The sequence below is a fragment of the Ruegeria sp. ABV4_181 genome (assembly GCF_056158465.1).
This window is the reverse complement of sequence record NZ_JBSWTI010000002.1, coordinates 3,304,910-3,330,920: the sequence shown is the minus strand read 5'-3', so window position 1 is coordinate 3,330,920 and position 26,011 is coordinate 3,304,910. Positions and strand designations below refer to the sequence as shown.

Annotated in this window: 23 protein-coding genes and 1 pseudogene; 14 read left to right on the top strand and 10 right to left on the bottom strand. The window is 59.9% G+C overall.

Annotation, left to right across the window (positions count from 1 at the left end; genetic code table 11):
* The first annotated feature begins 15 nt into the window (after positions 1 to 15).
* On the top strand, positions 16 to 1,206 hold the full coding sequence (locus ACXAC3_RS16575) for a pyridoxal-phosphate-dependent aminotransferase family protein (RefSeq protein ID WP_475162453.1): 1,191 nt from the start codon (positions 16 to 18) through the stop codon (positions 1,204 to 1,206).
* Positions 1,207 to 1,307: 101 nt separating this feature from the next.
* Here the strand turns inward: ACXAC3_RS16575 and ACXAC3_RS16570 are convergent, their stop codons facing one another.
* Complete coding sequence (locus ACXAC3_RS16570) at positions 1,308 to 2,417, bottom strand: pyridoxal phosphate-dependent aminotransferase (RefSeq protein WP_475162451.1); 1,110 nt, start codon at positions 2,415 to 2,417, stop codon at positions 1,308 to 1,310.
* 69 nt (positions 2,418 to 2,486) lie between these two features.
* Positions 2,487 to 2,888: a GFA family protein gene (locus ACXAC3_RS16565; protein ID WP_475162450.1), complete on the bottom strand. Its 402-nt coding sequence runs from the start codon at positions 2,886 to 2,888 to the stop codon at positions 2,487 to 2,489.
* A 261-nt stretch (positions 2,889 to 3,149) separates the two neighbouring features.
* Between ACXAC3_RS16565 and ACXAC3_RS16560 the strand changes: the two genes are divergently transcribed.
* Positions 3,150 to 3,932, top strand: a complete 783-nt coding sequence (locus ACXAC3_RS16560) for a crotonase/enoyl-CoA hydratase family protein (RefSeq protein ID WP_475162448.1) — start codon at positions 3,150 to 3,152, stop codon at positions 3,930 to 3,932.
* Here the strand turns inward: ACXAC3_RS16560 and ACXAC3_RS16555 are convergent, their stop codons facing one another.
* From ACXAC3_RS16555 to ACXAC3_RS16545, 3 genes are all read right to left on the bottom strand, one after another.
* On the bottom strand, positions 3,933 to 4,265 hold the full coding sequence (locus ACXAC3_RS16555) for a DnaJ family domain-containing protein (RefSeq protein ID WP_475162447.1): 333 nt from the start codon (positions 4,263 to 4,265) through the stop codon (positions 3,933 to 3,935).
* Between the two features lie 39 nt (positions 4,266 to 4,304).
* A complete protein-coding gene (locus ACXAC3_RS16550) occupies positions 4,305 to 5,468 on the bottom strand; it encodes a benzoate/H(+) symporter BenE family transporter (RefSeq protein ID WP_475162445.1) in 1,164 nt (387 codons plus the stop codon).
* A 131-nt stretch (positions 5,469 to 5,599) separates the two neighbouring features.
* Complete coding sequence (locus ACXAC3_RS16545; RefSeq protein ID WP_475162444.1) at positions 5,600 to 8,761, bottom strand: valine--tRNA ligase; 3,162 nt, start codon at positions 8,759 to 8,761, stop codon at positions 5,600 to 5,602.
* Positions 8,762 to 8,901: 140 nt separating this feature from the next.
* Here ACXAC3_RS16545 and ACXAC3_RS16540 point away from each other — a divergent pair, with 140 nt between their 5' ends.
* Together ACXAC3_RS16540 and ACXAC3_RS16535 are read left to right on the top strand one after the other, a co-directional pair.
* Positions 8,902 to 11,193 carry a xanthine dehydrogenase family protein molybdopterin-binding subunit gene (locus ACXAC3_RS16540; RefSeq protein WP_475162440.1) on the top strand — a complete coding sequence of 764 codons (2,292 nt, stop codon included), beginning with the start codon at positions 8,902 to 8,904 and terminating at the stop codon, positions 11,191 to 11,193.
* On the top strand, positions 11,171 to 12,247 hold the full coding sequence (locus tag ACXAC3_RS16535) for a DUF2235 domain-containing protein (RefSeq protein WP_475162436.1): 1,077 nt from the start codon (positions 11,171 to 11,173) through the stop codon (positions 12,245 to 12,247). Before ACXAC3_RS16540 ends, ACXAC3_RS16535 begins: the two co-directional genes overlap by 23 nt.
* Position 12,248: 1 nt before the next feature.
* On the opposite strand, the gene ACXAC3_RS16530 is transcribed toward ACXAC3_RS16535, so the two are convergent.
* Together ACXAC3_RS16530 and ACXAC3_RS16525 are read right to left on the bottom strand one after the other, a co-directional pair.
* A complete protein-coding gene (locus ACXAC3_RS16530) occupies positions 12,249 to 12,893 on the bottom strand; it encodes an NUDIX hydrolase (protein WP_475162435.1) in 645 nt (214 codons plus the stop codon).
* Positions 12,894 to 12,899: 6 nt separating this feature from the next.
* Positions 12,900 to 13,475, bottom strand: a complete 576-nt coding sequence (locus ACXAC3_RS16525; protein WP_475163478.1) for a GcrA family cell cycle regulator — start codon at positions 13,473 to 13,475, stop codon at positions 12,900 to 12,902.
* 126 nt (positions 13,476 to 13,601) lie between these two features.
* On the opposite strand from ACXAC3_RS16525, the gene ACXAC3_RS16520 reads away from it, so the two are divergent.
* Positions 13,602 to 14,405: an ABC transporter permease gene (locus ACXAC3_RS16520; RefSeq protein ID WP_475162432.1), complete on the top strand. Its 804-nt coding sequence runs from the start codon at positions 13,602 to 13,604 to the stop codon at positions 14,403 to 14,405.
* On the opposite strand, the gene ACXAC3_RS16515 is transcribed toward ACXAC3_RS16520, so the two are convergent.
* Complete coding sequence (locus ACXAC3_RS16515; RefSeq protein ID WP_475162429.1) at positions 14,387 to 15,277, bottom strand: DMT family transporter; 891 nt, start codon at positions 15,275 to 15,277, stop codon at positions 14,387 to 14,389. The genes ACXAC3_RS16520 and ACXAC3_RS16515 overlap by 19 nt on opposite strands.
* 296 nt (positions 15,278 to 15,573) lie before the next feature.
* Here ACXAC3_RS16515 and ACXAC3_RS16510 point away from each other — a divergent pair, with 296 nt between their 5' ends.
* Together ACXAC3_RS16510 and argF are read left to right on the top strand one after the other, a co-directional pair.
* Positions 15,574 to 16,761: an acetylornithine transaminase gene (locus tag ACXAC3_RS16510; protein ID WP_475162427.1), complete on the top strand. Its 1,188-nt coding sequence runs from the start codon at positions 15,574 to 15,576 to the stop codon at positions 16,759 to 16,761.
* A 67-nt stretch (positions 16,762 to 16,828) separates the two neighbouring features.
* Entirely contained in the window at positions 16,829 to 17,755 is a 927-nt protein-coding gene (gene argF, locus ACXAC3_RS16505) for an ornithine carbamoyltransferase (protein WP_475162425.1), read from the top strand.
* Here the strand turns inward: argF and ACXAC3_RS16500 are convergent.
* Both ACXAC3_RS16500 and ACXAC3_RS16495 read right to left on the bottom strand, forming a co-directional pair.
* Positions 17,752 to 18,354 (bottom strand): ferric reductase-like transmembrane domain-containing protein, encoded by a 603-nt coding sequence (locus tag ACXAC3_RS16500; RefSeq protein ID WP_475162421.1) that lies wholly within the window; start codon positions 18,352 to 18,354, stop codon positions 17,752 to 17,754. The genes argF and ACXAC3_RS16500 overlap by 4 nt on opposite strands.
* Positions 18,355 to 18,360: 6 nt before the next feature.
* The gene (locus ACXAC3_RS16495) at positions 18,361 to 18,849 is read right to left on the bottom strand and encodes a twin-arginine translocation pathway signal (protein WP_475162418.1); all 489 of its coding nucleotides are present in this window, start codon (positions 18,847 to 18,849) and stop codon (positions 18,361 to 18,363) included.
* A gap of 184 nt (positions 18,850 to 19,033) precedes the next feature.
* Between ACXAC3_RS16495 and ACXAC3_RS16490 the strand changes: the two genes are divergently transcribed.
* The 7 genes and pseudogenes from ACXAC3_RS16490 to ACXAC3_RS16460 all read left to right on the top strand — a co-directional run bounded on the left by ACXAC3_RS16490 (position 19,034) and on the right by ACXAC3_RS16460 (position 25,886).
* The gene (locus ACXAC3_RS16490; protein WP_475162416.1) at positions 19,034 to 19,879 is read left to right on the top strand and encodes a phytanoyl-CoA dioxygenase family protein; all 846 of its coding nucleotides are present in this window, start codon (positions 19,034 to 19,036) and stop codon (positions 19,877 to 19,879) included.
* Positions 19,880 to 20,006: 127 nt separating this feature from the next.
* A pseudogene (locus ACXAC3_RS16485) lies at positions 20,007 to 20,159 on the top strand (pirin family protein); the annotation flags it as partial.
* A gap of 242 nt (positions 20,160 to 20,401) precedes the next feature.
* Positions 20,402 to 22,033 (top strand): recombinase family protein, encoded by a 1,632-nt coding sequence (locus ACXAC3_RS16480; protein WP_475162413.1) that lies wholly within the window; start codon positions 20,402 to 20,404, stop codon positions 22,031 to 22,033.
* Between the two features lie 181 nt (positions 22,034 to 22,214).
* Complete coding sequence (locus ACXAC3_RS16475) at positions 22,215 to 22,454, top strand: hypothetical protein (RefSeq protein WP_475162410.1); 240 nt, start codon at positions 22,215 to 22,217, stop codon at positions 22,452 to 22,454.
* Entirely contained in the window at positions 22,451 to 22,666 is a 216-nt protein-coding gene (locus ACXAC3_RS16470; protein ID WP_475162407.1) for a hypothetical protein, read from the top strand. The genes ACXAC3_RS16475 and ACXAC3_RS16470 overlap by 4 nt, the downstream gene beginning before the upstream one ends.
* A gap of 1,563 nt (positions 22,667 to 24,229) precedes the next feature.
* Positions 24,230 to 25,093 carry a hypothetical protein gene (locus tag ACXAC3_RS16465; protein ID WP_475162405.1) on the top strand — a complete coding sequence of 288 codons (864 nt, stop codon included), beginning with the start codon at positions 24,230 to 24,232 and terminating at the stop codon, positions 25,091 to 25,093.
* 28 nt (positions 25,094 to 25,121) lie between these two features.
* Entirely contained in the window at positions 25,122 to 25,886 is a 765-nt protein-coding gene (locus tag ACXAC3_RS16460; protein ID WP_475162403.1) for a hypothetical protein, read from the top strand.
* The last annotated feature ends 125 nt before the right edge of the window (positions 25,887 to 26,011 follow it).

Here is a 26,011-nt window from a genome sequence, read left to right as displayed (position 1 = left end):
ACACAGGTTGACCCCATGACACACCCAATTTCTCTCGCGCAGGGGCGCGAGTATCTGGCCATTCCTGGCCCTTCGGTCATGCCCGACGCGGTGTTGCAGGCGATGCACCGCCCGTCGCCCAATATCTACGAAGGCGAATTGATCGGGATGATGCCCGCTCTGACCCGGGATCTGTGCCGCGTGGCCCGAACAGATCATCACGTCGCAATCTATGTCTCCAACGGCCACGGCGCGTGGGAGGCCGCACTGTCCAATGTGATCGCCCCGGGCGAGACTGTACTGGCCCCGGCCTCTGGTCGGTTCACCCACAGCTGGGCCGAAATGGCGGAAGGCATCGGCGCAAAACCCGAACTGATCGACTTCGGCTCGGCCTCAACCTGGGATTTCGACCGCATCGCAGATGTTCTTCGGGCCGATAAGGGGCACCGGATTAAGGCGGTTCTGGCTGTGCATGTGGATACTTCCAGTTCGATCCGCAACGACATTCCAACATTGCGGGCCTTGCTGGACGAACTGAACCACCCGGCGCTTTTGATGGCGGACTGCATTGCCTCACTGGGCTGCGACCGGTTCGAAATGGATGCGTGGGGCGTGGATGTCACGGTTGCAGCCTGCCAAAAAGGGTTGATGACCCCGGCCGGTGTTGGTTTTGTGTTCTTCAACGACAAGGCGCAGGCCAAACGCGCCACCATGCCGCGGGTTTCGCAATATTGGGATTGGCAGTCGCGCGCAAACCCCGACCTGTTCTATCAATACTTTAACGGTACGGCCCCGACCCATCACCTGTACGGGCTGCGCGCCGCGCTGGACATGATCCACGCCGAGGGGATCGAACATGTCTGGGCCCGCCACGAGCGCCTCGCAACCGCGATATGGGGCGCCTGCGAAATCTGGGCGCAGGGCGGAGCGCTGCACCTGAATGTAGCAGACCGCGCCCAACGCAGCCACGCGGTCACCGCCCTGCGGCTGACGGACGGGCAGGGCACACCACTGCGCAAATTTGCCGAACACCAGCTGGGTCTGACGTTGGGCATCGGTCTGGGGATGGAGGATTGGGATGGCTGTTTCCGCCTCGGTCACATGGGCCATGTGAACGGCCAGATGGTGATGGCGATGCTGGGGGGCGTCGAAACCGCGATGGCCGCGCTTGACATTCCACGGGGTAAGGGTGCGCTCGAAGCTGCCGCCGCCGTTCTGGCCAGTTAGGCGCAACGCAACAGACGCACTGATCCCCCGCTTCATCTGGCCAAAAATACCTTCGGGGGTGAATTGACCCGCAGGGGCAAGAGGGGGCAGACAGCCCCCTTTTACCGGTTTCCGTTCGTCGCCGCCGCAAGCGCCTTGGGCAACGTTGCCGCAAATGCCTCAAGATCCGCCACTTCACCGCAACTGACGCGGATGCATCGGTTCTGCGGGGCGGCAAAGGGCATTCGCACAAAGATGCCCTGCGCAACCAGCGCCTCCAGAACAGCCCCGGCAAACGCGCCGTCCCTGCCGCAGTCAATTGTCACGAAGTTGGTGGCCGAAGGCAGTGGCACAAGCCCGTTTTTTCTTGCGATCTGCCCAATCCCATCGCGGGCTGCGGTAATCTTTTCCTGCACCTGCGCCAGCCACGCGGTGTCATGCAGTGCCGCAAGCGCGCCGGCCTGAGCGGCCCGGTTCATTCCGAAATGATTGCGCACCTTGTTGAAGGCGGAAATCAGCCCCGGCGCGCCGATCCCGTAACCAACCCGCGCGCCAGCCATGCCATAAACCTTGGAAAACGTGCGCATCCGGATCACACGCGGGTCATCCGGATCGACCGGGGCCGCAGTGCCTTCGGGCGCGCATTCCACATAGGCCTCATCCAGAACCAGCAGACAGCCGTCCGGCAGAGCTTCCATCGCTGCCACGATATCGGCGCCGGAATGCCAACTGCCCATCGGATTGTCAGGATTGGCCAGATAGACCAGCTTGGCATCAACCTCCGCCGCCCTGGCGAACAGCGCAGCAGGGTCTTCGTGATCGTTGCGATAGGGAACCTTGTGCAGCGTGCCGCCATAACCCGCGACGTGATAATTGAAGGTTGGATAGGCTCCGTCCGATGTCACAACCGCGTCGCCCGACCCGATAAACAGCCGGGCAAGATAGCCCAGCAAACCGTCAATCCCTTCACCAACCACGATGTTTTCGGGCTTTACGCCATGATGATCCGCCAGCGCGTGCCGCAGATCGTGGTTCTCGGGATCGCCATACATCCAGATATCGACGGCTGCCATTGCCTCGATCGCTTTGGGAGAAGGGCCAAAAACACTCTCATTCGCGCCCAACCGCGCCACAAACGGCGCACCGCGCTGGCGCTCTTGCGTCTCAGGCCCGACAAACGGGACAGTTGCGGGCAAGGATTGGGCGAGCGGGGTATAGCGGGGCTCTGTCATGCGCGCAGATAAGCGCATGCCGTGGAATTGGGCAAGCCTCGCTCTGCCACCACCACCCCTGTTTGCAACCTATTTTGTCGCGGGGTCAGTCTGTTCAAGCGGCGGATCCCAGGGTTGCGCCTCTTCCTGAAACACCGTGAACCCAGCCCGGAACACCGACGCGTCGTCAAGCGTTGCAGCGTAGAAATAGAGCCGTTCGGGAAAGCGTTCGGTTCGGCTGGTCATGGGCGACCCACAATGCGGACAAAACCCGCTGAAAGTCGCAAAGCCGGTGTCTGCTTTCCCTTTATATTCCTTGATATCCCCTTCAATCTTTACAGCCTCAGATAGCAACGCAAACGCTGACGCATGCCCTGATCCGGTTGCGTGTTGGCACTTTCTGCAATGGCAGTTGAACGAAAACTCAATTTCAGCGTCACTGGCATAGCGCACGGCGCCGCAGGCGCATCCACCGCTTAATCTACTTTTCACACCACAACCCTCTCAAAGTCACCCAAGCCGCCTTCAATTCACAACCATATTAGCAGATATCAGGGTGACGTATTGGATCAACAACTGACCACCGAACGTCGATGGACTGAGCGCGCCGGTGATCTGCTCTTGCGTCTGCACCCACTTCCAAAGCAAAGAACTCTGTCCTCGCAATCCGTGATGTTGGTCTGCCCTGACGTCGCGGTGGAATGGCCGGGCCATTCGGGGCATGGTTGGGCAACAGGAAATTGGGAGGTCCGCATGTCACGCGTTTCCGTCGAATACAAAGATCACATTGCCCACGTCACGCTGACACGCGGCGACAAGATGAACGCGCTGGATGACGCGATGGTCAAAGCCATCCTGTCCGCAGGACAGGAGGTCGCCGCCTCGGACGCCCGTGCCGTGGTTTTGTCGGGCGAGGGCAAGAGCTTCTGCGCCGGGCTGGACATGGCAAGCTTTGCCAAGATGGCGCATATGGACCCCAGCGAATGGCTGATGAGCCGCAGCCACGAGGACGCCAACGAAATGCAGGAACTGGCGCTGGTCTGGCGGCGGGTGCCTGTGCCGGTGATCTGCGCAATTCAGGGCGTCGCTTATGGTGGTGGCCTGCAGATCGCGCTTGGCGCGGATATCCGGATCGCGCATCCCGAAGCCAAACTGGCCGTGATGGAGATGAAGTGGGGCATCATCCCCGATATGGGGGGAATGGTTCTGTTGCCCAGGCTGGTCCGCTCGGATGTTCTGCGTTTGCTGACCTACACTGCGCGTCCCATCAGTGCGCAACAGGCGTCTGACTGGGGTCTCGTCACCCGTCTGTCCGACGACCCGCTGAGCGAGGCGCTGGCGCTGGCCGAAGACATCGCAGGTCGCAGCCCCTCGGCTATCCGGGCCGCCAAACGTCTGATCGAAGTCGCCGAAACCAAATCACGCGCCGACGTGCTGCTTGAAGAATCCGCCGAGCAGGTAGAGTTGATCGGCAAGCCTGATCAGATGGAAGTCATCGCCGCGCAGATGCAGGGCCGCAAGCCCGAGTTCAAATAGCTATCGCATAAAGGCCCGCCGCGCGTCGCGGGCCATATTGTACCGCATCTCAAGATCGGCAATCCGGGCCATGGCGGCTTTGCGCGCTTCAGGGTCCGTCAGTGCAGCATAGTCCTTGCGGGCGGCATCCAGTTGTTTTTTAAAGTCGAATTCCTCGGGCAGGACGCCGGCCTGCGCCATGATCCGGTGCCCGGCTGCAATGGCCGGGTCGCTCTGCGCCTCGCCCGAGCGGTCCGGCAGCGGCTGGCCTTCACCTTCCAATCCCTGCAACTGGCCCTCGGCCTGCGCCTTTTTGATCTGGCGCTCAATCAGTTTTCCAAACGACCCAAACATGATGTGAGTATACCTCGGTTTGATACAGTTTGAGAACCGCTAGCGGTTTCGATTTGTCACCAGATACACAATGCCGCCGGTCAGCAACCCCCAGACCGCAGCCCCCAGCCCAAAGACCGAGATGCCGGAAGCCGTGATGGCGAAAGTCAGGATAGCGGCCTCTCGTTCGGCCGGAACCTCCAGCGCGGCGAAGGTGGCGTTTGCCATCACGCCGATCAGCGCGATGCCTGTCAGTGTCCCCATCAACAGCGGGTCCGCGTGCACGGCGAAGCCGGTAATGGCCACGGCAAAGACGCCGAACAGGCAATAGAACACCCCGCCCATGATCGCCGACCAATAGCGAAGGGCCGTGTCGGGGTGGCTGTCCTCATTCGCGCACATTGCGGCTGTGATGGCGGCAAGGCAGGTAGCAGGGGCCCCGAAAGGGGCTGACAGGATGCTGGCCCCACCGACCGAAGAAAACAGCTTGCCGGCGTCCGGCGCGTAACCAAAGCTGCGCATCACGGCAATACCGGGAATGTTCTGTGTTGCCATGGTCACGATGAACAGCGGGATGCCGATGCCAATGACCGACGCGGCCGAGAATGTGGGCGTGATCCAGACCGGAGCTGCCACCAACCTGTCTGGCACGACCGAAACATCGCCCGCGTTCAGCACAACCACAATCGCCGCCGCAACAACCGCAGCCGGAACCGCAAACAGGCGGTTGAGCCGCCCGGCAATGAACCATGTCAGGATCACCGGCAAGGCTTGCCACGGCATGTCGACCGCAGCCTGAAATGGCACAATGCACAGCGGCAGCAACACGCCGCCCAGCATTGCCTGCGCGATTGTGGTTGGGATGGATGCGGCCAAGCGACCCAATGGCCGCCATAACCCGGCCAGCACGGTCAGTGCTCCCGCGCACAAAAAAGCGCCGACTGCATCGGAAAACCCTGCCGCTGGCGTTGCCGAGACGGCCAGCAAAGCCACGCCCGGCGTCGACCACGCCACCGAGATTGGCTGCCGGTACCACAGGCTGAGGCCAATGGCCGTCAGCCCCATGGCAATGGCCGCTGTCATCAGCCCCGAGGCCGATTGCTGCGCCGATGCCCCCATGGCTGACAGGCCCTGAAGGACGATTGGGAATGAGCTGAAGAACCCGACGATCGCCACGACCATCCCGGTCGATGTGGTCTGGATTGGGGGGAATGCGCGCGCCATCTGGTCCTCGGGGTTGTGACCCGCACTTGCTAACAAGGGTCGGGGCAGGGGTACAAGCCGTTTAACTTCAAAAAGAAAACCCCGCCGGACCAGCGGCGGGGTTCCGGGTATTGCGTCGAAAGAGCTGCTGATCAGGCGATTTCAGACAGTCGGGCCAACGCCTCGTTCAGCTTGGCCTCTTCCTCTTCGCGGGCGGCGAGGTTGGCCTTGGCTTCGGCGACCACCTCTTCTGGGGCCGAAGCCACGAATTTGGGGTTGTTCAGGCGTCCGCGCAGACCGCCCAGCTCCTTGGCCAGCTTGCCCTTGGCTTTCTCCAGCCGTTCCTTTTCCGCGCCGATATCGATGATATCCGCCAGCGGCAGGCCGAAAGACGCACCGGGGGCGGCAATCGAAATCGTGCCTTTGGGGAAGGCATCCACTTTGGTCAGGCTGTCGATCCGCGCCAGACGTTTGATCAGCGCCTCGTTCCGGTCCCAGGCAGCCTGCCCAATCGTATCAATCCCGGTCACCAGCATCGGCACGTAAAGGCCGGCCGGAACCCGCATCTGCGCACGGGCCGAACGGGTGTTTTCGATGACCGAGATCACCCAGTTCATCTCTCGATCCGCGTCCGCGTCGATCAGGTCGGCGGCGGCGTAGGTTGGCCAGTCGGCATGGACGACCATCTTGGCGCGGTTGCCGGTCAGGCCCCAGAGTTCCTCGGTGACGAAGGGCATGATCGGGTGCAGCAGGACCATGCACTGATCCAGAACCCAGCGCATGGTGGCGCGAGTCTCGGCCTGTGCCTCGGCGTCATCGCCCTGCAGCAGCGGTTTCGACAGTTCTACGTACCAGTCGCAAACCTTGCCCCAGACAAAAGCGTAAAGCCCGTTGGCCGCGTCGTTGAACCGATAGCTTTCCAGCGCCGCGTCAACCTCTTCCCGCACGCGGGCGGTTTCGCCGATGATCCAGCGGTTTACTGCCGCTTTGGGTTTCAGGTCGGCGACATCCAGTTGCGGCACGCTGTCGGTAAAGACCTCGTTCATCTCGGCAAAGCGGACGGCGTTCCACAGCTTGGTGCCGAAGTTGCGATAGCCGGTGATACGCTCGCGGGACAGTTTCAGTACGCCGCCAATCGCCGCCATCGAGGCGTTGGTAAAGCGCAGCGCGTCAGCACCGAATTCGTCCACGATCTCCAGCGGGTCGATGACGTTGCCGGTGGTCTTGGACATCTTCTTGCCCTTCTCGTCGCGGACAAGCTGGTGAAGGTAGACGGTGTGGAACGGAATCTGATCCACCACGGCCAGTTGCATCATCATCATCCGCGCCACCCAGAAGAACAGGATGTCGAAGCCGGTGATCAGCACATCGGTCGGGAAATAGCGCTCCAACTCCTCTGTCTGCTCGGGCCAGCCCAGCGTGCCGATGGGCCAGAGGCCGGAGGAGAACCAGGTGTCGAGCACGTCGGGGTCGCGCCAGACCGGATAGACCAGCTTGGTCGGGTCCTGTTCGACGGCGAATTGCGCAAGGCTTTCGGCGAATTGATGAATCGCTTCCTGCTTGTCGGCCACTTCTATGACGGTCGCGTGGCTCAACGGGCTTGGAATGTTGGCATTGTCGTCAAGGAATTTCTCGACTACGGCTTCGAAGTTGGGCGCGCATTCCATGACGTTGCCACGATGAAGCATTCCGCCTTCGTTCAGCAAACGACCCAGTTGGACCAGATCAAGTTCACCATCGTTTTTGCCGCCGAGGAAATCATCAGCGGACAGATCGAGCCCGTACCAAACCGGGATCTGGTGTCCCCACCACAACTGGCGCGAAATGCACCAGGGCTCGATGTTTTCCAGCCAGTGGTAATAGGTTTTCTCGCCCGACTCGGGGATGATCTTGACCGTACCGTCCCTGACCGCGTCCAGTGCGGGGCCAACAACCTTTTCGGCATCGACGAACCACTGATCGGTCAGCATCGGTTCGATAACCACTTTCGAGCGGTCGCCGAAAGGCTGCATGATCGGTTTGGATTCGACCAGCGGCACCGCCTTGTCCGCGCCTTCATGCTTGGGCTTCAGCGCGGTCGAGCCCAGACGCGGGTCATCCGCGCGGGTCATCACGGCCAGACTTTCCGAGGTAATTTCCTCGATCACCTTGGCGCGCGCCTCGAACCGGTCCAGCCCGCGCAGGTGATCGGGGACAAGGTTGATCGCGTCAATCTCACCTTCGGTAAAGGACTGGCCGCGGGCGTATTGCCCGGCCTTGTACGCTTCGTTCGCATAGGGTGCGCCATCGGCCCGCATGTGGCCGCGTGTGTCCATCAGGCGATACAGAGGAATGCCGCCGCGTTTGGCAACCTGGTAGTCATTGAAGTCATGCGCACCGGTGATCTTCACCGCGCCCGAGCCGAAATCGGGATCGGGGTATTCATCGGTGATGATCGGGATCTGGCGGCGATGCTCTTTCGGACCAACCGGAATCTCGCAGAGTTTCCCGACGATTGGCGCGTAACGTTCATCCGATGGGTGAACGGCCACCGCGCCGTCGCCCAGCATGGTCTCGGGCCGGGTTGTTGCGATCGAGATATAGTCACGCACTTCTTCGAGGATGACATTTCCGTCCTCGTCTTTCTCGACGTAAGTGTAGGTCGCGCCGCCTGCGAGCGGATATTTGAAGTGCCACATGTGGCCCGCGACTTCGATGTTTTCGACCTCAAGGTCCGAAATCGCCGTTTCGAAATGCGGGTCCCAGTTCACCAGCCGCTTGCCGCGATAGATCAGGCCCTTTTCGTACATGTCGACGAAGACCTTGATGACCGCATCATGGAAGTTGGGCGAGTTTTCGTGCCCCGTGCGCGGATCGCGCGGCGCACCGGCCATGGTAAAGGCATTGCGCGACCAGTCGCAGGAGGAGCCCAGTCGCTTTAGCTGCTCGATAATGGTGCCGCCATATTCCCCCTTCCATTCCCAGACCTTGTCCAGAAACGCCTCGCGCCCCAATTCGCGCCGCCCCGGCTGCTGGGTGGCAGTCAGCATCTTTTCCACCTGCATCTGCGTGGCGATGCCCGCGTGGTCCTGACCGGGTTGCCATAGCGTGTCGAAGCCGCGCATCCGGTGCCAGCGGGTCAGAATATCCTGCAGCGTGTTGTTGAACGCGTGACCCACATGCAGCGCGCCCGTCACGTTGGGCGGCGGGATCATGATGGTAAAGCTCTCGTCGCGCGATTTGTTCGCGCCTGCCTTGAAGGCTCCGGCCTGTTCCCAGGCCTTGTAGATGCGGGCCTCGGCCTCGGCCGCGTTGAATGTCTTTTCCATCGCCATGGGGTGCGTCCTGCGTCATCAATCTCGGGTCAGCGCTTGCAATAGCGAATGGATAGCCAAAGGGGAAGGGTCTGCGGACGCTCTGGACAATGAACCGCCGCAGCCTAATGTCGCCCCTGAGGCAATGATGGGGGCGTCCCATGGAAAAGTTCGGAAAAAGCCAGTCGGTCAGGCGAACCGAGGATCAGCGTTTTCTGACCGGGCAGGGTCAGTACATGGACGATAACGTGCCCGGTAATGCCCTGTTTGCCGCTTTCTTCCGCAGCCCGGTGGCCCATGGGCGCATCACCGCTCTGGATCTGGACGCCGCGCGCGCGGCCGAAGGGGTGCGTCTGGTCCTGTCGCTGGATGATCTGAAAGAGGCCGGGATCGACACGGTGATGAACGCAGCCACGGTGACCAACTGCGACGGCTCGAAAGCCGCGGCGCCGGATCGCTATATGCTGGCTAAAGACCGGGTGCGGTTCGTGGGTGAGCCGGTGGCCGCGGTGATAGCGGACAACCCGGCGCAGGCCCGCGACGCGGTCGAGCTGATCTGGATGGAGACCGACGATCTGCACGCCAAGCTGGATGTCGATGTGGGTGGTGAAACCCTGCACCGCGAGGCCCCGGACAACCGCGCCTTTGACTGGGGTTTGGGCGACGAAGCGGCGACCGAGGCGGCGTTTCAGGCCGCTGCGCATACGGTTTCACTGAATGTTGCGGACAACCGGGTGATCATCACCTCGATCGAATCGCGCGGCTGTCAGGCGACCTGGGCCGACGGGCGACTGCACTTTGCCTATGGCGGGCAGGGCGTCTGGGCGATGCGGGGACAATTGGCGCAGAAACTGAACCTGGATGCCGAGGCCATCCGCGTCACAACCCCGGATGTGGGCGGCGGGTTTGGTATGAAGGTGATGCCCTACCCGGAATACTTCTGCGTTGCCGTCGCTGCGATGAAACTGGGCCAGCCGGTCCATTGGATGTCCGATCGGTCCGAGGCGATGCTGTCGGATCATCACGGCCGCGACCTGACCTCTTTGGCCGAACTGGCATTTGACGCCGATTACAGGATCACGGCCTACAGGGTGCACAGCAAGGTCAATCTGGGGGCTTACAACAGCCATTTCGGGCAGGCGATCCAGACCGACCTATTCAGCAAGGTGCTGATGGGCGTCTATGACGTGCAGACCACCCATTTGCGGGTCGAAGGGTTCTTTACCAATACCACTCAGGTCGATGCTTATCGCGGCGCGGGCCGCCCCGAGGCGATCTATGCCCTTGAGCGCGTCATCGACCGTGCCGCGCGCGAACTGGGCATTGACCCCTGGGAACTGCGGCGCAGGAACTTCATCCGTCCTGAGAATTTCCCGTACAAAAGCGCCACGGGTGAGACCTATGATGTGGGCGATTTCGACATGGTTCTGAACCGCGCCGCAGAACAGACGCAAGGGTTTGCCGCCCGCAAGGCTGCTGATGCGGAACGCGGGCTGATCCGCGGTCAGGGGCTATGTTATTATATCGAAAGCATTTTGGGCGACCCGTCAGAGAACGCAAAAGTGGAATTCTGCGAAGATGGCACTGTGAACCTGTGTGTCGGAACCCAGTCGAACGGGCAGGGGCATGAAACGGTCTATGCGCAGTTCCTGTCCGACCAGACTGGCATTCCGGTGGATCTGATCAACATAGTGCAGGGCGACAGCGACCGGCTAACACATGGGGGCGGGACCGGCGGGTCCCGTTCGGTCACGGTTCAAAGCACGGCGACTTTGGCCACAATCGACGTGATGATCGCCGCATTCACGCCCTATCTGGCCGATAAGATGGGCGCGGAGGAGAGCGACGTGAGTTTTGATCATGAGACCTTTCGCGCGCCCGGCTCGAACCTGACACCAACGCTGACCGAGGCCGCCGAGATGGCCCGCGCCGACGGTCGTACCGACCTGTTGCAGCACGAGGCGCGCGCCAATCTGGATGCGCGCAGCTATCCCAATGGCGCGCATGTTGCCGAAATCGTTATCGATTCTTTCACTGGCGAAACCTGGGTCGATCGTTACACAGTAGTCGATGATTTCGGCAACCTTATCAATCCGATGCTGGCCGAAGGGCAGGTGCATGGCGGCGTCGTGCAGGGCATCGGACAGGCGTTGTCAGAGCATGTTGTGCATGATGCGCGGGGGCAACTGCTCACGGCTTCGTTGATGGATTACGCCTTGCCCCGCGCCGCTGAGATACCCATGATTAAGTTTACCTCGGCGCCGGTTCCGTCAACTTCCAACCCGATGGGGATGAAAGGATGCGGCGAGGCCGGCACCGTCGGAGCACTGGCCGCAGTGGCAAACGCGGTTCAGGACGCGCTTTGGGATCACGGGGTGCGGCAGGCGGATATGCCTTTCACACCGCATAAAGTATGGGAATTGCTGACGCATGGTTCTGTCGCGGCTGAGTAAAAAGGTACTGGGATGGCTTGGACGGCCCCTACGCTCCGAGCATTCCGCCGAGACGCGCCATCGCGAACCGATCAGCCATGTGATCATTCTTGACGGCACCATGTCGACGCTGGAGCCGGGATATGAAACCCATGCCGGCCGGACCCTGCGCCTGTGCTGCGAAATGGGCAGCAAGGTTTCGGTTTTTTACGAGTCCGGCGTGCAATGGGACAGCTGGAAATCCTCGCTGGACGTGATGATGGGCAGGGGGATCAACCGCCAGATCCGCCGCGCCTACGGGTATCTGGCGTCGCGTTACAAACCCGGTGACCGGATCTATTTCATCGGATATTCGCGCGGGGCTTACGGTGTGCGCAGCCTTGCGGGCGTGATCGACATGATCGGTCTGCTCAAGTCGGAACATGCCACCGAGCGCAATATCAAACAGGCCTACCGGCATTATGAATGCAATGCCAATGGTGCAGCGGCAGCGGCTTTCCGCAGTCAGTTCTGCCATGAGGATGTGGCGATCGAAATGGTCGGTGTCTGGGATACCGTAAAGGCGCTGGGCCTGCGCCTGCCCCTGCTGTGGCGCTGGGCCGAAGAACGTCACGCCTTTCACAACCATCAGCTTGGACCCGCTACGCGCCACGGCTATCACGCCATGGCACTTGACGAAACGCGCGAGGTTTACGAGCCGGTCCTGTGGAAATGTACGCCTGATTTCAAGGGTCATGTCGAACAGGTCTGGTTCCGGGGCACGCATGGCGATGTCGGCGGGCAACTGAACGGGTTTGAAGAGGCGCGACCGCTGAGCAATATCTCTCTGATCTGGATGCTGGACAAGGCCGAGCTGCACGGCCTGCCCCTGCCCGAAGGCTGGCGAGACAGGTTCCCGATCAGCCCCCAGGCGCCGTCTGTCGGTACTTGGCGCGGCTGGGGCAAGATATTCCTGTTGCGAAAGCATCGGAAGGTGGGCAAGGATCGTTCGGAGAAACTGCATGTTTCGGTGTCGCCGGACGATCTGCCGCGCTGGGTGCCAATGCCGGATTTGCCGTCACATCCGGCACAGTAGCTCAGTCAAATACGGTTTGTGCCTGATCCGCGGTCGTTGCGTGAAACGCCGCCGCTATGTCCGAGGCCAATACCCGCACCTGAGAGAGTTCAGGCAACGCATCGGGGGCAAAGAACTTGGCCTCGCTGGTTTCAGCCCCGGCGGTCGGGATGCCTGCGTTTTCCTCGTCGCACAGAAAGAACATCTTGTAGAAATCGCGGGCATCCGGCGGGTAGGGGTGCCGCGCCTTGTGGCGCAGGGCGTAAAGCAGTCGTGCACGGACGTGCAATCCGGCCTCTTCCCATACCTCGCGTTCGATGTTTTCGGCCGGAGAGCTGCCGATATCCGCAAATCCGCCCGGCATGGCCCAGAGGCCGTCGCTGCGTTCGCGCACCAGCAGGATACGCCCGTCGCGGATCACCGCGCCGCGAATGTCGATACCGGGCGAGGCGTAGCCACCCGCATGTTCAGAGACCAGCCCTTCGATCCGCGACAGGGGCACACGACCCAGATCGGCCAGCATGGCGCGGGCCATGCCGGCGATTTCCTCGTACCGTTCACGGTCGAAAGGATCTTTAGTGAAATGCTGGCCGGTTTCGGACAGCGCCAACAGCCGTTTCGCCCTGGCCAGCCAGGCATCCTCCAAAGCTGTCGGATCCTGGCGCATCAGCGATCAGCGACGGCGGTCGCGGCGCGAGCTCATCGGCTGGAAGGCCACGCCCACATGCGCCTCGCAATAGGGTTTGCCGGCTTCAACGGGCAGGCCGCAGAACCAGAAATCCTCGGTCGCCGGGTCGCCCACAGGCCATTTGCAGGTTTTCTCGGTCAGCTCCATCAGCGTCAGCTTCTTGGCCTTTTTCTCGACCTCGTTGACCTTGGCCAGCGCCTCGGGGCTGATTTCGTTGGCCGATGGTTGCGGCGGCAGCGGCTGACCGGCGGGGATGATCTGACGCCGCGCGGGCATCGCGGGCTTGGCTTCGGCCGCGGGTGCGGGGGCCGGGCGGGCCGGTTCGGTCTTGGGGGCCGGTTTCGGCTTGGCCTCGGCCTTGGGCGCGGGCGCCGGTTTTTCCTTGGGTTCCGCCTTGGCCGGGGCAGCGCCGGTGGCGCGGTTCGACAGGCCCAGCCGGTGTACCTTGCCGATCACGGCGTTGCGGGTCACGCCGCCCAGTTCCTTTGCAATCTGGCTGGCCGACTGGCCCTCGCCCCACATCTTTTTCAGCAGTTCTACACGCTCGTCAGTCCAGGACATCATTTGCCTTTCAAAAGCGGAAAGCGGCCTCGGATTCGGGCCGCCTTGGGAAATCGTCTCAGCCCCCTATTTTAATCACTGCAGCCCGAGTTACAAGCTGTCTTCGAATCAGGTTGAGGGCAAAACATGCAGATTCCCGCAGATCAGAACGCGCGCCGCTTTGGAGCGGTCAACTGGATGGGCCTTTATACGCTTGCGCAGCGCGAGACCCTGCGCTTTCTGGCGGTGTGGACCCAGACCCTTCTGGCGCCGCTGGTGACGGCGGGGCTGTTCCTGCTGATCTTCACCATCGCCATCGGGCCCGGCCGTCCGGATGTCATGGGTGTGCCGTTTCTGACCTTTCTTGCGCCGGGCATTATGATGATGACGGTGATCCAGAACGCCTTTGCGAATACCTCGTCCTCGATGGTGATCGCCAAAGTTCAGGGCAATATCGTCGATACGCTGATGCCGCCGCTGTCACCGCTTGAAATTCTCTTGGGTTATCTGGCCGGTGGCATCGCGCGCGGAGTGCTGATCGCCTGCGTGGTCGCCACCGCGCTGGCGGTGGTGCTGGGAATAGTGCCGCAAAATCCGCTGGTTGCTGCCGTTTTTGTCATACTTGGCGGCGCGTTCATGGGCGCGCTGGGGCTGTTTGCCGGAATTTTTGCCAACAAGTTCGACCAGATGGCGGCGATCACCAATTTCATCGTTACGCCATTGGCGTTTCTGTCGGGTACATTTTACTCGGTCGAGGCCCTGCCGCCCGTCCTGAACCGCGTCAGCCATGTGAACCCGGTGTTCTATCTGATCGACGGGTTGCGCTATGGCATGATCGGCGTGTCCGACAGCTCGCCCATTCTGGGGATGGCGGTGTGCTCCTTTGCGACGCTGCTGGTTGGCGCGCTGACCTGGCAGATGCTGCGGACGGGCTATCGGCTCAAGGCGTGACGTTGTCGCGCCTCGCGCCAGACCAGGATCAACCCGCCCGTCAGGATGATGGCCGAGCCGACCTGGCTGACCCAGTCCGGGATCACGTCGAATATCAGAAAGTCATAAAACGCAGCAAAGATCAGTGTTGCGTAACTGATCGGAGCCACAAAGGATGCATCCGCCCGTGCCATGCCGTTGACGAAACAGGCCTGCGCACATGCCATCAGTACGCCGATCCCGGCCAGCGCCGCCCATTGCGCGGGGGTAGGCATCTGGAACACGAAACTGACAGCGACCGAAGCAATCGTCAGACCCATTGCATTGTTGACCAGAAGGATCTGGATCGGGATTTCCCGGCCAGAGAGTTTCTTGATGAAAATCAGTTCCATCCCGATCACAGCCGCCGCGGCCAATGCCAGCAGGGCGGCAGGCTGGAAACTGGCCGGTGTCGGGCGCAGCAGGATCAACGCGCCGGACAAGGCCACTGCCGCGGCCAGCCATCGCCACGGGCCGACACCCTCTTTCAGCAGCGGGATCGCCAGAACCATCGCGAAGACCGGGTTCAGGAATGAAATCGCCGTTGCATCCGCAATCGGGATAAAGGCGACCGAAGCGAACATCAGAGTGATCCCCACCCAGCCAAAGCTTGTCCGCCCGATATGCAACCCCCAATGGGGGCGCCGCAGGGTCGGGCGCAGGATGCCAACCGCGCTGACGATCACCAGAAACGCAAACAAAAACCGCCCATGGCTGACCTGCATCGGATGCAGTGCAGGCCCCAGCGTGTCCGTCCCCAGCGCCTTGGCCAGCAGTGTTGTGCTGGCGATAAAGGCACTGGCCGCGACAATCAGCATGGCGGCAAGGGCGGGGTTCTGGCGTACCGGAGTCATGGCTCACGGGTGCGTCAGCACCGGAAAAATAGCAAGCGCCAAATACCGGGCGCCAGAGGAGAATTTACCCAAGTCCGCGATTTTCGGGGTTTCCAGAATGCCCGCGCCCCGCTATACGGCGCGCATGATCAGACCTGCACATATCCTGCGCCTCCGACGCCGACGCATTTTTGCGTAACCGGCCCGTTTGATCCTTTTGCGCTGTCCAATTCCGCGCAATCCCAACCAAATCAGTTGACGAACCCGGCCTTCGTGTATCACTCACGGGGCTTAACCTATCTGAAAAGGATGATCCCATGATCCCGTCCGTCCTGCCGACCTATAACCGCGCGCCTCTGACCTTCGTGAAGGGCGAAGGCGCCTGGCTGACCGAGGCGGATGGCCGACGTTTTCTGGATCTGGGCGCTGGGATCGCCGTCAATGCGCTGGGCCATGCGCACCCGGCGCTTGTGGCCGCGCTCACCGAACAGGCCCATGCGCTGTGGCATGTCTCGAACCTCTATAACATTCCGCAGCAACAATCGCTGGCCGACAAGCTTGTAGAGCATACTTTTGCCGACACGGTGTTTTTCACCAATTCCGGTACCGAAGCCTGCGAACTGGCCGTGAAAATGGCCCGCAAGCACTTCTATGACAAAGAGCAGCCAGAACGGGTCGAGATCATTACGTTTGACGAATCGTTCCACGGGCGGTCTTCGGCGGGAATCGCCGCCGCCGGGTCCGAGAAAATGACCAAGGGTTTTGGCCCGCTGTTGCCCGGTTTCGTGCATGTCGCCTTCGGCGATCTCGACGGTGTCACTGATGCCATCACAGACAAGACCGCCGCGATCCTGATCGAGCCCATTCAGGGTGAAGGCGGTATCCGTCCGGTGCCCGATGCCGAGCTCAAAGCTCTGCGCCAGATCTGCGACGATAACGGCCTGCTGCTGATCCTGGACGAGGTGCAGTGCGGCGTCGGCCGTACCGGCAAGCTGTTCGCCCATGAATGGGCGGGGATTACCCCCGACATCATGATGGTGGCCAAGGGTATCGGCGGCGGTTTCCCGCTGGGTGCTGTCCTGGCCACCGAAGACGCGGCAAATGGCATGACAGCAGGGACCCACGGCTCGACCTATGGCGGCAACCCGCTGGGCTGTGCCGTGGGCTGCGCTGTGATTGATCAGGTGGCCACGCCTGCCTTTTTGGAAGGCGTCAACCGCAAGGCCGGACTGCTGCGCCAGAAACTCGAAGGTCTGATCGCCGACCATCCCGAGGTCTTTGAAGAGGTGCGCGGGGCCGGCCTGATGCTTGGTCTGAAATGCAAGCCGGCCAATCTGGATGTCGTGAATGCGGGCTATGACAACGAGGTCATCACCGTTCCCGCCGCCGATAACGTCATCCGCCTGTTGCCGCCCCTTACGCTGACCGAGGATGATATCGCGCAGGCGATGATCCGTCTGGAAAAAGCCGCCACACAGGTCGAAACGCAACACGCCACCGCCTGACGACTGAATATTTCCAAAGTCACCGGGGGCCGATCCCCCGGCGACCGACAGCCAAAAGCGACATGATATGAACCACTTCCTTGATATCCACAAGACCGATGCCGCCGACTTGCGGGCCATGATCGACAAGGCCGGTGCGATGAAACAGGCCCGCCTTGGCCGCCCCAAGGCAGCGCTGGATGATGAACAGCCTCTCAAAGGGCGCATGGTTGCCCTGATCTTTGAAAAGCCGTCCACAAGGACGCGCGTCTCATTCGATGTCGGGGTGCGCCAGATGGGCGGCCAGACCATGGTGCTGTCGGGCAAGGACATGCAGTTGGGCCACGGCGAAACCATTGCCGATACTGCGCGCGTGTTGTCGCGCTATGTCGACATGATCATGATCCGGACCTTCGATGAAACGATCCTGACCGAAATGGCGGAATACTCGGACGTGCCGGTGATCAACGGCCTGACCGACCGTACCCATCCCTGCCAGATCATGGCCGACGTGCTGACCTTCGAGGAACATCGCGGTCCCATTGCCGGCAAAAAGGTAGTCTGGACCGGCGACGGCAACAATGTCTGCGCCTCTTTCCTGCACGCGGCGGGGCAGTTCGGGTTCGACCTGACCTTCACCGGCCCTGCGCAGTTCAACCCCGAGGAAGAGTTCATGGGATTCGCCCGTCGCAAGGGCTCGCAAATCGTTGTTGAACGGGATCCGTACAAGGCGGTTGAGGGCGCTGATCTGGTTGTGGCCGATACCTGGGTGTCGATGCATGATTCCCAATCAGCCAAGGAACGTCGCCACAACCTGCTGCGCCCGTATCAGGTAAACACCGACCTGATGTCGCACGCCAAGCCCGACGCGTTGTTCATGCACTGTCTGCCTGCGCACCGCGAGGAAGAGGCGACATCCGAGGTTATGGACGGTCCGAACTCGGTCATTTTTGACGAGGCCGAGAATCGTCTGCACGCGCAAAAGGCCGTGATGCGCTGGTGCCTTGGTGTTTAATCCGCGCGACGCCTGATATCCCACACACGCAATTTGGCGAGCGTTCGTACGCTCGCCAACAACACCAGCATGCAAAGCGCGGTTTTTGTGATGACCTCCATCGTGCCTTCAATCAGCATGGCGTGGACGACGCTGCCGAGAATGGTCACCGAAGCCAGCCCCGTATGACACAGCCGCCAGACCCGAAACCGCAGGGTCAGGCGCTTGCGAAACAAACCCAGTAAGGCCACGGCAAACGCCGCCCACATAGCGATCACCCCCCATGCCGAAAACGGGGTGGGGGACACGAAAAGCAAGGCGTCCACAACGTCAGGAGGGCTGGTGATCCACAGCCCGCCAACATGGACCAGAATGGCAATCACCAGGCTTAAGCCCATCCACCGATGCAGGCGGCGGCTGGTCATTGGGGCCAGCCCCGGCAAGTCCTTTGCAGCCAAAAGCGGCTGCATCAGCAGCAGCGCCATGCTGATCACCCCGGCAAACCCGGCCAGGATATAGACCGGCTGACGCCAGGCCAGCAACGGGCTGGTTGCCGCCGCCAGCAGCGGCGCGGCAATAACGGCGATCAGCGCCGCCCAGATTACAACCGGACTGCTCACGGAAAGTCAGATGGGCTGCAACACGAAATGCGCGGCCAGCGTCTTATCCCTGGAACTCGGCATGATCGGCCGCAGGAATACGGTTTCGAATTCACCGCTGTCATACGCCAGATGTCCGTGCGGCTGACCAAATGCAGGCACGATCTGCGGCATTTCCAGCCGGAATTCCCCGTTCGCATCGGTCAGCGTTGCGCCGTGGCTTTGCGGCTCGCGCTCGTGGCCTTCGGTCGTATGCGCCCAGATCTGGATACGCTGTCCGGGCAAGGGGGCGCCATCGCCCGCGCGCCGCACCGTGCCGGTCATCCAGAACCCGCCGCCGCCAATCCGCTTCACAATGGGCGCGCCGGGGCGATAGTTGTTGGCCCCGCCGCGCATCGACGGAGTGGGTGCCAGACCCTTGGCCCGCGCCGGAACCGTCAGGCCAGATGTTGCCGAAACAAGGGCCGCACCGCCAACAAGGACAAGTCTGCGACGCGTAAGAAAAGCGTTGGCCATGAAAACCTCCCCGAAACCGCGCTTGGTTGGCGTTCTGCTGCCGTACTGGCACAGATAATAGCACGATTGATCCCGTTGCCGAGGTCGCAGGCGGGCTATCCCGCCAATTTGTGATTTCCTTTGACGCGAAATGGGCCGGGTGCAATCCTCGCGGACGTAAACAATTGCGTGGAAAACCCATCCCATGAGCGCCAATGACCTTGTTACCGCCGAAGACATTGCCGCATTCCGGCGGGACGGTGCGATCGTCCTGCGGGCGAAATTTGCCACCGAATGGCTTGAGTTGCTGCGCGCAGGCATTGACGCGGATCTTGCCGATCCAACCGGGAATTTCACCCGCCACACCAAAGATCCGCGCGCGCCGGCCTATTTCGAAGACTACTGGGCCTGGAACAAAATCCCGCAATTTCGCGATTTTGTCCTCAATTCACCCTGCGCCCCGCTGGCCGCCGGCCTGCTTGGTGCACCAAAGATCAATCTGGTCATGGACAACTGGTTTCTGCGCGAGGCCGGGTCGACGTCGCGCCCGCCGTTCCATCAGGACCTGTCCTATTTCGACTTCGAAGGCACTATGTGTGTGTTGTGGCTGCCGCTTGAACCGGTGAGCAGGGATAACGGCATTGCCTTTGTGAAGGGGTCGCATCTGTGGGACAAGCTGTTCATGCGGGTGCGCTTCGCCGACGGGCATCCCAGCTATGAACCGACCGAGGTCGCCGGCCGCACCTATCACCCGCCGCCCGACGTAAACGCCGACCCGCAGTCCTTTGACCTGCTGCAATGGGACATGGACCTTGGGGATTGCATCTTTTTCGACATGCGCACATTGCATGGGGGGCTGTCTTCCGTGACCCCGACGGAAACGGTTCGCCGGTTCACGCTCAGGATGACAGGTCCCGACGGGATCATCCGCTATCGCGGCGACTGGGCCAAAGGGGAACGCGCCCAGTTCGAAGCTGCCGGCTATCGGGAGGGCGACCGCCTGGACGGTCCGTTTTTCCCACAATTATGGCCGCGCGGTAGCGCCGGATGACGATGGTCACGGCATGACATAACAGGCGATCTGCACTGTGACTGTGCGGATTTGCGAATGGTTTTGGCAAAAACAGACCTATATCCTGCATCAATGAACCTTGTCTTTGGATCATCGGAGAGCAGGAATGAGCTGGAACCCGTCGCACAACCCCGAATGCCAGTCTGAAAATCCCGCCCTTGAGGCCCTGATCATCCCTCGTGCTCGGGATCTGGGTGGGTTCGAAGTGCGCCGGGCGCTGCCTTCGGTCAAACGTCAGCTGGTGGGCCCATTTATTTTCTTGAAGTAAATTCGATATGACCCTATCAAATACACATACTGAGGTTGCTTGGTGTGTGCTTGAGTTGGGTTGATCTCCTCTTTCGTTCATGTCCTTTCCAGCGTCCTCGGTCAAAGACAGAAACCAAGGGTAACACCGCAGGTACACTTGACCATGATAGGCCTCATCTCCAATAGAACAGGCGGAGATATCGGGCCGATCATCCAGGGTGAACCTACTGGTGCAAACGGAGAGACACTGACATGGATGCCAACGCATCGCTCAGCAACGGAGGCAAGCCCCTAGCGTTCAGCTACAGGAGGTTCTCCTCGGCTCAACAAAAGGATGGTAACAGCATCAAGCGACAGACCGAGGCCGCACAAGCATGGTGTGATGCTAATGGTTATGAACTGTCGTCGAGTAACTTCGAGGACCTCGGGGTGTCCGCCTTCAAGGGAGCCAACGCTGAGGTAGGGGCCTTACGAGGCTTCTTAGAGGCCGTAGAGGAGGGTTCCGTTCCACACGGCTCAACTCTCCTTGTGGAGTTGTTAGATCGCCTGTCGCGTCAACACTGGCAGAGAGGCCTTGCGCTGCTTCAAGACATCGTTGAGAGCGGTGTGAACCTCGTGACCTTGTTCGATGGGAAGATGTTCAAGGCGAATGAGCCTATCGACTTCGCAGATGGCATCATGTTGCTGGTTGGCTTCCAGAGAGCGAATGAGGAGAGCGAGGTTAAGTCGAAACGACTGACCGCAGCTTGGGGAGCGAACACCGACGAGACGCTCGCAGGCACCCGTGTGCGCTCGTCTCAGACACCGGCATGGATCAAGGTAATTGGTGACCCCAAGACATCCAGAGAGTTCGAGGTGATCGACGACAAGGCTGATCTGGTCCGTGACGTATTCGAGAGATTTGCCGACGGTGAACGCCCTGTCGGTATTGCCCGTGATCTGGCCGCTCAGGGTGTTCCTGCGTTGGTCCGAGGGCAGTGGCGGGGGCAGACTGTCAGTCAGTTGGTGCGCTCAGAGGCCGCGTATGGGACGCTTGAGATAGGCCGCAAGATCAAGCCCGAGGAAAAGGACGGGTCACTACCGATTGCCAAAGGGTTCTACCGCAAAGGTGACCGGGTGATCATCGACAAGGTAAGGGATTATTTCCCAAGGATCGTTGATGAGGACATCGAGCGCCGTGTGAGGTTCCGCCTAGAGCAACGCGAAGCTGCTGGTGGTGCTGAGGTCAAAACAACATCACCGGTCGAACCTATGCGTCGCCAGACCAAAGCGGCGCTGACAGGTGTACTCAAGGTTCCCGGTACTGACAGGAACGCAAAGCGCAAGGCGTATGCTCGAACTGCAGCCTACATCGATCCAGTCTTGAATACCTACATCGGGGCCGTGTCCCACATCGACGAGGTGTTGATCGACTACTGGCCGGAAATCAGGAAGGCCAATGCGGTTGAAACGACACCGGAGACAGAGGGCCTCGAGGCGGCACTGTTGGATGCCCAAGGTACACTCGAATACCTCCAATCAAAACCCGCAGTAACGCCCCGTCTGCTGATGGCTGCGCAGGCTGAGGTCGAGGAACTCGAGGGCGAACTGAAACGGATCACCGAGAGTGCTGGTTTGGGTGTGATTGATCTTCCCCGCGATGTGAGCGACCTCGAGCCTCACGAGTTGAATGCACTGGTGCGTCGAGTTGTTGCCCGTGTTGATGTCCATAAAGGTGAGGAGATGCGCCTCTCAAAGACTCTCCGAAAGCGGGTGAAAGGCATCCGAGTGCCGCACCCTGTCTATGACCTCAGCGTCACCATGCGGAACGGTATCAAGTTGACCATCGGGAAAGGACTGAGCGGTCTCAAATCAAGGAGACCATCAGACGAAGTGATCCACTAGGCGGCTGAAAGAACTAATTTCTGTATGGGTCGGAAAGGCCCACCTAGACGCCTCGAATACATACGATATCGTAAGGGTATTCATATCGTAACTATATGAAAATAAACAATTTAGTTGTTGACTTCGACGAGTCTCGGCTCGTAGGTATCCGTATCGCATTTACGAAAAAGGAAGCGACGGCATGGACAACCAGACACACAAAGACCTCGAACAGGTTCAAGAAATTCTCGAGCAACGCATTCATGAACTGACACACGGTGATGACTACGGCTTTCACGCCGACCCGCTGCCGAAACTAAAGGGCACCTTCTGGAAACGCTTGCCGCTCTCGTTCCTCTTGATGGCAACCAAAGCTATCCTCATTACCAGCAACAAAACCGAAAAGTCAGATACCCACCCGCCTGAGGCATTGCGCGTATGAGCAGCACCCGACGCAAATTGGATTTAAAACACTTCAAGTCCACGCTCGAGGTTCAAGCGTTCGCCTTCGATGCTGCAATCCACATGACGCAGAAAAGTGTGTTGGACAAAGTGGATCGCGATGGTCTTGTGGGGGATGAGGAATACCGGGATTTGCAAAGGAAGATTGATGGCCTCCTCACGGTCGCGAGAAGCATGGGGTTGCCTCAGTAAGGCCTGAGGCTCGCACCCCTTTTCCCTCCCCAATGATATAACCCCGGAACGTCTCGGCTGGTGATCTACTGGCCGGGACCGGACTACCAGAAACCCAATGAAACAAGGGGTTCTGAATTACTGCCCCCTTATGAGAGAGAAGAAACGAAAGATATACCTCTAGGTTTACCATCGGTTCAACGACCGGCATAACCTCAACGTTGTTGCTCCAATCAATTCTCCCTCCCCAATGAAGTAAGAGAAGAACCAAAAGTTATATCTCTTGGTTAGCACCCCAAGACTACCCCGAGTTCTCATCAGGTCCCAAGCCTGATGTCTCTGGTCGGCGGTCACACAGACAGGGTTCTTCTCTGAGTTCAGTGATCAACAACGATCATCATCAATCCCATTCCAACACCACATCGATCTTGGTCCTTTGTTCGATGATGGTTCAGGTCCCACACGGCTCCCCTCAAGTAACACCCAGCGTGTACTGAGTGGTCGAGCTAGTGGGACCTTTTACCGTTTCACTCCGCCCGTGATGTCTGTTGTCAGCTTGGCACGTGGGCGGAGTGATGGGGGTGTCCTTCTATCCTTGGTGGGACACCCCCGAAGTAATCCCGAAACATAACCCAGTGAGGTCGCCATGATCACATGTGCCTCAGCTACATGCACCAACCCACTGCCTGCCTACGAGTTCAAACAAAGACTATCTCAGCGATGGGGCCTGTGTTCCCGCTGCCAGTCGGTCGTCAGTAACCGTGGCGTTCCCCTCGGTGGCTACATCGCCGGTGGTGCGATCAACACAGTTGCTCGGTCGGTCTTAAAGCACATCAAGCCGACACCCTCAGAGATCGCCGAGGCCGTTAAGTTTTCTCGAGGTCCGCTCTATCGTTTCGGTCCTTGGGACAACCGACCAGTCTACAAGATGACCTCTCTGCTGCACGAACCGGCCCGTTTCAGACTTCCACATCTGCTTGTTGGTCGGCGTCACCTGCCGAACTCCATGGCGATTGCACGGGCGTTTGTTCAGTACACGTTGGCAAGAGAGTTCATAGGAACGGGACATAGGTACAACGTCTACCTCGCGGGTGGGACATACATGGGTCGGCAAGGTCTATGTGTTCCCCCCGGTCGAAAGGCCGATGCGCAGCGTCTAACAAAGCATTGCAAGTACCGTCTACGATACGTTGACTTTGCATCTGTTGGAACACACACGCTCAAGGCGGCTGAGAAGCTCGGTCTGCGTCGATCTGACCGTGACCAAACCGCATTCATTGTGACCACCTATGGTCGCCTCCTTGCCGCTGGTGATGCACATCCACCGGTCTCCGTACCACTGCGCTCAATGCGTACCGACTTCCTCGGAGATAGCTTGTTCGATCACGTCCTCCCGAGGTCCCCAGAGATACCCGCAAGATACCACAAGGCAATTCGTAGGTCCTCGGGGCTGATCACTGGTCATTGGCCGGAGGGCATCGACCCTGTCTGTGATCTGACACCGCGACAGTCACCCCCGTCCAAACCCAAAGCACCCCCGATGCCAGACCCAAGCTGGCTGTTTGACATTTAAGGACCGTCCGAATGCCCAGAGCAAAACCCAAGGTCGAGCGCCAGTGTCTCGTCTGTGACACCGCGTTCATGGGTACACCCGCAGCAACCCGGTGTGATGTCTGTAAGACTGCTGGCCTCAAGGTTCCTCGAGATCGCCAGATGGCACAGCGGAAGAAGTCTAACGCATCTCTCAAGCCACGGCCCACAACGAGCAGGCCAAAGCCCAAGATCAGGTCAGCTAAACCCGCACCTGAGTTGGTAACAAAAACTTGCGGCGCGTGTGGTGAAGTCTTCGAGACCCACAAGGCAAGAGCCACGAGGTGTGATCCGTGTATCTCCGAGGATCGCAGGGTTACACGAAAGTCCTGCATCACTTGCGGCGCAAAGTTCCCAGCGCCGAATGGGGATGAATACCAGTGTCCGTCATGCGCCGAAGGGCTTGGGATCGGACAGTCAGAACTCACCCCAGAACAACGCGAAGCTCGGGAGGCCGAGGAGAAGCTCGGCAAGTGGAAGAACAAGGTCGCGATCCTTGAGGCAGAACTCGACGAACGCAGCAACGCGAAACCCAAAGGGACCCGCAAGATGACCACCAAAGTGAAAGAAAGCGCCATCGGAGTGGCATGGCTCGAGCTTGTAAGTCGCGATGGACAGGTCTCCTCACTGTCGCAACTTCATGAACGCGAGATCGATGAGGAAACCAAGCTGCGTCTGGTTATGGCGTTCAACCGCCTCCGGCTAAAAGGCTACGCGCTGGACGCACTGGCTCAACTATGCCCCGTCCACCTGATGTCTCTCGATGAGGACAAAGCGATCACTGGTCTGCCCCTAATCGAAAACCCAAACCCACCAACATCGCAAGAGTTGGCCGAGATCGAACTCGGTCTTCGATAACCAACCCATTCCAAAGGACACAAGAAACATGGTTGAAAGAGTAACCCTCGGTGGCGGCGATGCCACCGCACAAACAATGCCATCCTCCAAATCATACGCTTCAAGTGCAGACTACGTGAGCGGGGGCGTCACCGTCCGCGACACCAACAACATGCAGCGCGATGTTCACTCACAGGGCGATCTCAGAGACAGCGACGTGATCAACGTACAGGGTATGTCGATGAAGGTAACTCAGGCTAAAGAGCTTGGTTTGCTCAACGCCGTCTTTGATGAAGGCCTGTCGATTGGCGCGGCTCAGAGGGCAGCGCAGGAACATAGTTCTGTGGTAGACGAGACGCCCGAGGAACCCAAAGGTAGCGACACAGGTCATGCCGAGTTCGACTCCGTGATCGATGGTCTCAACGCCTCGCTTGATGACAGCATCATGTCGATGCGCGAGGCTCAGACATATGAAGCAGCGTTCGGACAGATCGCCATGTCTGGTATGACCATCGACCAAGCCGCCGAAACCATGCGCGGTCTGGCTGACGGGTCGGTTTCTGAGATCGATGTACACGGCGATACCCGCGCGATGTTCTCGAATGTCCAAAGCACGGTCACTGAGGCCGCAACCCAGAGCGCAATGCAGGAGCTTGGGCAAGATGGCTTCGATTTCCTGAAACAGGCATCCGCCACAAACCCTGGAGTGGACCGTGTGGTCCGTCAGTTCGCGGTAGACCGGGCGGCGGGTCGTGCTGATGGGATTACTTGGACCGAGTTTGCGCAGCATATCCGCGAGCAACTTGGCCACTGACCTTCTGCTTGGTGATGGCTCGCTACCATCGCCAGCCACGACCCCTGCAGGTTGACACCCAGCCCAGATCAGTTTGCCCGAGGGTGAACTGCGAGGATAACTGCGGTTCCCTGTCGGGGTCGAGA

Excerpts from the sequence above, each read along its gene's own strand:
- ACXAC3_RS16575 (WP_475162453.1), top strand. The coding sequence starts at position 16 with ATGACACACCCAATTTCTCTCGCGCAGGGGCGCGAGTATCTGGCCATT.
- ACXAC3_RS16570 (WP_475162451.1), bottom strand. The coding sequence starts at position 2,417 with ATGACAGAGCCCCGCTATACCCCGCTCGCCCAATCCTTGCCCGCAACT.
- ACXAC3_RS16560 (WP_475162448.1), top strand. The coding sequence starts at position 3,150 with ATGTCACGCGTTTCCGTCGAATACAAAGATCACATTGCCCACGTCACG.
- ACXAC3_RS16555 (WP_475162447.1), bottom strand. The coding sequence starts at position 4,265 with ATGTTTGGGTCGTTTGGAAAACTGATTGAGCGCCAGATCAAAAAGGCG.
- ACXAC3_RS16550 (WP_475162445.1), bottom strand. The coding sequence starts at position 5,468 with ATGGCGCGCGCATTCCCCCCAATCCAGACCACATCGACCGGGATGGTC.
- ACXAC3_RS16545 (WP_475162444.1), bottom strand. The coding sequence starts at position 8,761 with ATGGCGATGGAAAAGACATTCAACGCGGCCGAGGCCGAGGCCCGCATC.
- ACXAC3_RS16540 (WP_475162440.1), top strand. The coding sequence starts at position 8,902 with ATGGAAAAGTTCGGAAAAAGCCAGTCGGTCAGGCGAACCGAGGATCAG.
- ACXAC3_RS16535 (WP_475162436.1), top strand. The coding sequence starts at position 11,171 with ATGGTTCTGTCGCGGCTGAGTAAAAAGGTACTGGGATGGCTTGGACGG.
- ACXAC3_RS16530 (WP_475162435.1), bottom strand. The coding sequence starts at position 12,893 with ATGCGCCAGGATCCGACAGCTTTGGAGGATGCCTGGCTGGCCAGGGCG.
- ACXAC3_RS16525 (WP_475163478.1), bottom strand. The coding sequence starts at position 13,475 with ATGTCCTGGACTGACGAGCGTGTAGAACTGCTGAAAAAGATGTGGGGC.
- ACXAC3_RS16520 (WP_475162432.1), top strand. The coding sequence starts at position 13,602 with ATGCAGATTCCCGCAGATCAGAACGCGCGCCGCTTTGGAGCGGTCAAC.
- ACXAC3_RS16515 (WP_475162429.1), bottom strand. The coding sequence starts at position 15,277 with ATGACTCCGGTACGCCAGAACCCCGCCCTTGCCGCCATGCTGATTGTC.
- ACXAC3_RS16510 (WP_475162427.1), top strand. The coding sequence starts at position 15,574 with ATGATCCCGTCCGTCCTGCCGACCTATAACCGCGCGCCTCTGACCTTC.
- argF (WP_475162425.1), top strand. The coding sequence starts at position 16,829 with ATGAACCACTTCCTTGATATCCACAAGACCGATGCCGCCGACTTGCGG.
- ACXAC3_RS16495 (WP_475162418.1), bottom strand. The coding sequence starts at position 18,849 with ATGGCCAACGCTTTTCTTACGCGTCGCAGACTTGTCCTTGTTGGCGGT.
- ACXAC3_RS16490 (WP_475162416.1), top strand. The coding sequence starts at position 19,034 with ATGAGCGCCAATGACCTTGTTACCGCCGAAGACATTGCCGCATTCCGG.
- ACXAC3_RS16480 (WP_475162413.1), top strand. The coding sequence starts at position 20,402 with ATGGATGCCAACGCATCGCTCAGCAACGGAGGCAAGCCCCTAGCGTTC.
- ACXAC3_RS16475 (WP_475162410.1), top strand. The coding sequence starts at position 22,215 with ATGGACAACCAGACACACAAAGACCTCGAACAGGTTCAAGAAATTCTC.
- ACXAC3_RS16470 (WP_475162407.1), top strand. The coding sequence starts at position 22,451 with ATGAGCAGCACCCGACGCAAATTGGATTTAAAACACTTCAAGTCCACG.
- ACXAC3_RS16465 (WP_475162405.1), top strand. The coding sequence starts at position 24,230 with ATGCCCAGAGCAAAACCCAAGGTCGAGCGCCAGTGTCTCGTCTGTGAC.
- ACXAC3_RS16460 (WP_475162403.1), top strand. The coding sequence starts at position 25,122 with ATGGTTGAAAGAGTAACCCTCGGTGGCGGCGATGCCACCGCACAAACA.